We start from the raw sequence: 1,833 nt of genomic DNA on the forward strand, positions 1-1,833 counted from the left end.
CCCTTATCCAAGCCTCACTTCGCCGAAGGCCGAGGGGTCTTCCAACAGACGCTGCGGAACCGAGAGGGGCGTCGCCCCTCTCGGGCTCTCCCCACCAAAGGCCGAAAGGCCTTTGGAAACCTCAACCTGGTGCGGTGCGCGGCTGGCGGAAGAGTGCCGAAACCCACTCTTGCGCACGGCGCGCGTTCAAGGGGGGGAACATCCCAACGGTCCGCCCAGCACCAGAACTCTCACCGGCCAGCATGGTGGGGTGGGGTTCGGGTAATGAGCACAGTTCTTCCGCCTCCGCCCTGTTCAGGGCTTCCGAAAGAACGCTTCTGCTGCCGCACGATGATCGTTACGCGCGCCGATCACCACCTCGGCCCGCGCAATCTCGCTCTTCAGTTCGGCGATATAGTCCTGGAGCTGCGATACGTCCCAACCGTCGAATTTCGGCTTTTCAAGCACTTGCCGCCGGCGCGGCTGGTCCTCTTCATCCGTCGCGGCCATCGCGCTTCCTTTCCCATCAAGGCTTTGACCCTGCCACAGCGCGTCATTATAGGAAGCGCACATTTGTCGCGGGGGTTCGCTCCTGCCGCCCCTCCGGCCAGCCGAGGTCAGCTCATGCCGCAGCCACTCATGCCGAAGGCCACCGCCGTGTGGCTGATCGACAAGACGTCGCTTTCCTTTGAACAGATCGCCGATTTCGTCGGCATGCACCCGCTCGAAATCCAGGCCATCGCGGATGGCGAGGTGGCGCAGGGCATCGTCGGCTTCGACCCCATCGCCTCGGGCCAGCTGACGCGCGAGGAAATCGCCCGCTGCGAGGCCGACACCGGGGCCCGGCTGCGCCTGCAGGAAAGCACCATCGTCCTGCCGAAGCAGCGCGCCAAGGGTGGCCGCTACACGCCCGTCTCGAAGCGCAACGACCGGCCGGACGGCATTGCCTTCCTGCTGCGCAACTATCCGATGCTCCCGGATGCGGTGGTGGCAAAGCTGCTCGGCACCACCAAGGACACCATCGCCAAGGTCCGCGACAAGACCCATTGGAACAGCGCGAATATCAAGCCGCGCGATCCGGTCATCCTCGGCCTGTGCAGCCAGGGCGACCTGAATGCGGCCATCCAGGCCGCGGGTGGCAGCCTGACGCCGCCCCCGCCGGCCGAAGACGCGGCCTGAGCGGGGAACGGCGTCGTCCTGCTGTCCTTAATGCGGCCGGCTCGACCGCAGGCGCTCCATCTCCTCCTTGAGGCGCAGCTTCTCAAGCTTCAGGCGGGACAGTGCCGTGTCGTCGGGCCGCGGTCGGCGATCCTCATCGAGGATCTGGCGTTCCAGCGCGGCGTGACGTTGCTCGAGGGAGGCGATGCGGGCATTCATGGGCATGCTTGACGCGTCCTCTGCTCTGAAGGCCGGGCGCAGTCGAGGACCACGGCTCCGGGCCGGAGGAGGCAGGACCAGGGATTGGCCTGTCGCGCCCCGGCCCGATCATGTTAAGGGCGTTGACGCTGGGAATGCACCATCAACTTCGCTCCGAGGCCGCCGGCCATGATCGCCGACCGTGACGCCATGCTGCGCCGCTTGCATGAACTGCGCAGCGAGCACCGCGACCTCGACACCGTCATCGCGCGGCTGGACGGCTCGGTGGTGGACCAGTTGCAGCTGCAGCGACTGAAGAAGCGCAAGCTGAAGCTGAAGGACGAGATCGCCTGGCTGGAAGGCCGCCTCGTCCCCGACATCATTGCCTGACCGTCGGACGGCGGGCGCGGGGCATCCCGGCCGCCCGGCGTCGCGCCGCGTGCTGGCCGGGCCGGGCCGGGGCCGGGCCTCGATCCGATTTCGTTCCTGTTTCGACTG

The 1,833-nt window shown here is 66.8% G+C and carries 4 protein-coding genes; 2 read left to right on the forward strand and 2 right to left on the reverse strand.

Annotated elements, in window-relative coordinates; all coding sequences use genetic code 11:
- Window positions 1-294: 294 nt before the first annotated feature.
- Window positions 295-489, reverse strand: coding sequence for a DUF1192 domain-containing protein (locus tag ACE3O8_RS13490; RefSeq protein WP_374390569.1), 195 nt, complete (start codon window positions 487-489; stop codon window positions 295-297).
- 147 nt (window positions 490-636) lie between these two features.
- On the opposite strand from ACE3O8_RS13490, the gene ACE3O8_RS13495 reads away from it, so the two are divergent.
- On the forward strand, window positions 637-1,158 hold the full coding sequence (locus tag ACE3O8_RS13495) for a cell cycle transcriptional regulator TrcR (RefSeq protein WP_374390571.1): 522 nt from the start codon (window positions 637-639) through the stop codon (window positions 1,156-1,158).
- A gap of 27 nt (window positions 1,159-1,185) precedes the next feature.
- On the opposite strand, the gene ACE3O8_RS13500 is transcribed toward ACE3O8_RS13495, so the two are convergent.
- Window positions 1,186-1,362, reverse strand: coding sequence for a YdcH family protein (locus tag ACE3O8_RS13500; RefSeq protein ID WP_374390573.1), 177 nt, complete (start codon window positions 1,360-1,362; stop codon window positions 1,186-1,188).
- A gap of 162 nt (window positions 1,363-1,524) precedes the next feature.
- Here ACE3O8_RS13500 and ACE3O8_RS13505 point away from each other — a divergent pair, with 162 nt between their 5' ends.
- Window positions 1,525-1,725 carry a YdcH family protein gene (locus ACE3O8_RS13505; protein WP_374390575.1) on the forward strand — a complete coding sequence of 67 codons (201 nt, stop codon included), beginning with the start codon at window positions 1,525-1,527 and terminating at the stop codon, window positions 1,723-1,725.
- Window positions 1,726-1,833 lie beyond the last annotated feature (108 nt).

Origin of the sequence: Sandaracinobacter sp., assembly GCF_041909755.1 — a bacterium.
Taxonomy (GTDB): domain Bacteria; phylum Pseudomonadota; class Alphaproteobacteria; order Sphingomonadales; family Sphingomonadaceae; genus Sandaracinobacteroides.

Coding starts and splice junctions, on each gene's coding strand:
- ACE3O8_RS13490 (WP_374390569.1), bottom strand. CDS start 489: ATGGCCGCGACGGATGAAGAGGACCAGCCGCGCCGGCGGCAAGTGCTT.
- ACE3O8_RS13500 (WP_374390573.1), bottom strand. CDS start 1,362: ATGCCCATGAATGCCCGCATCGCCTCCCTCGAGCAACGTCACGCCGCG.
- ACE3O8_RS13505 (WP_374390575.1), top strand. CDS start 1,525: ATGATCGCCGACCGTGACGCCATGCTGCGCCGCTTGCATGAACTGCGC.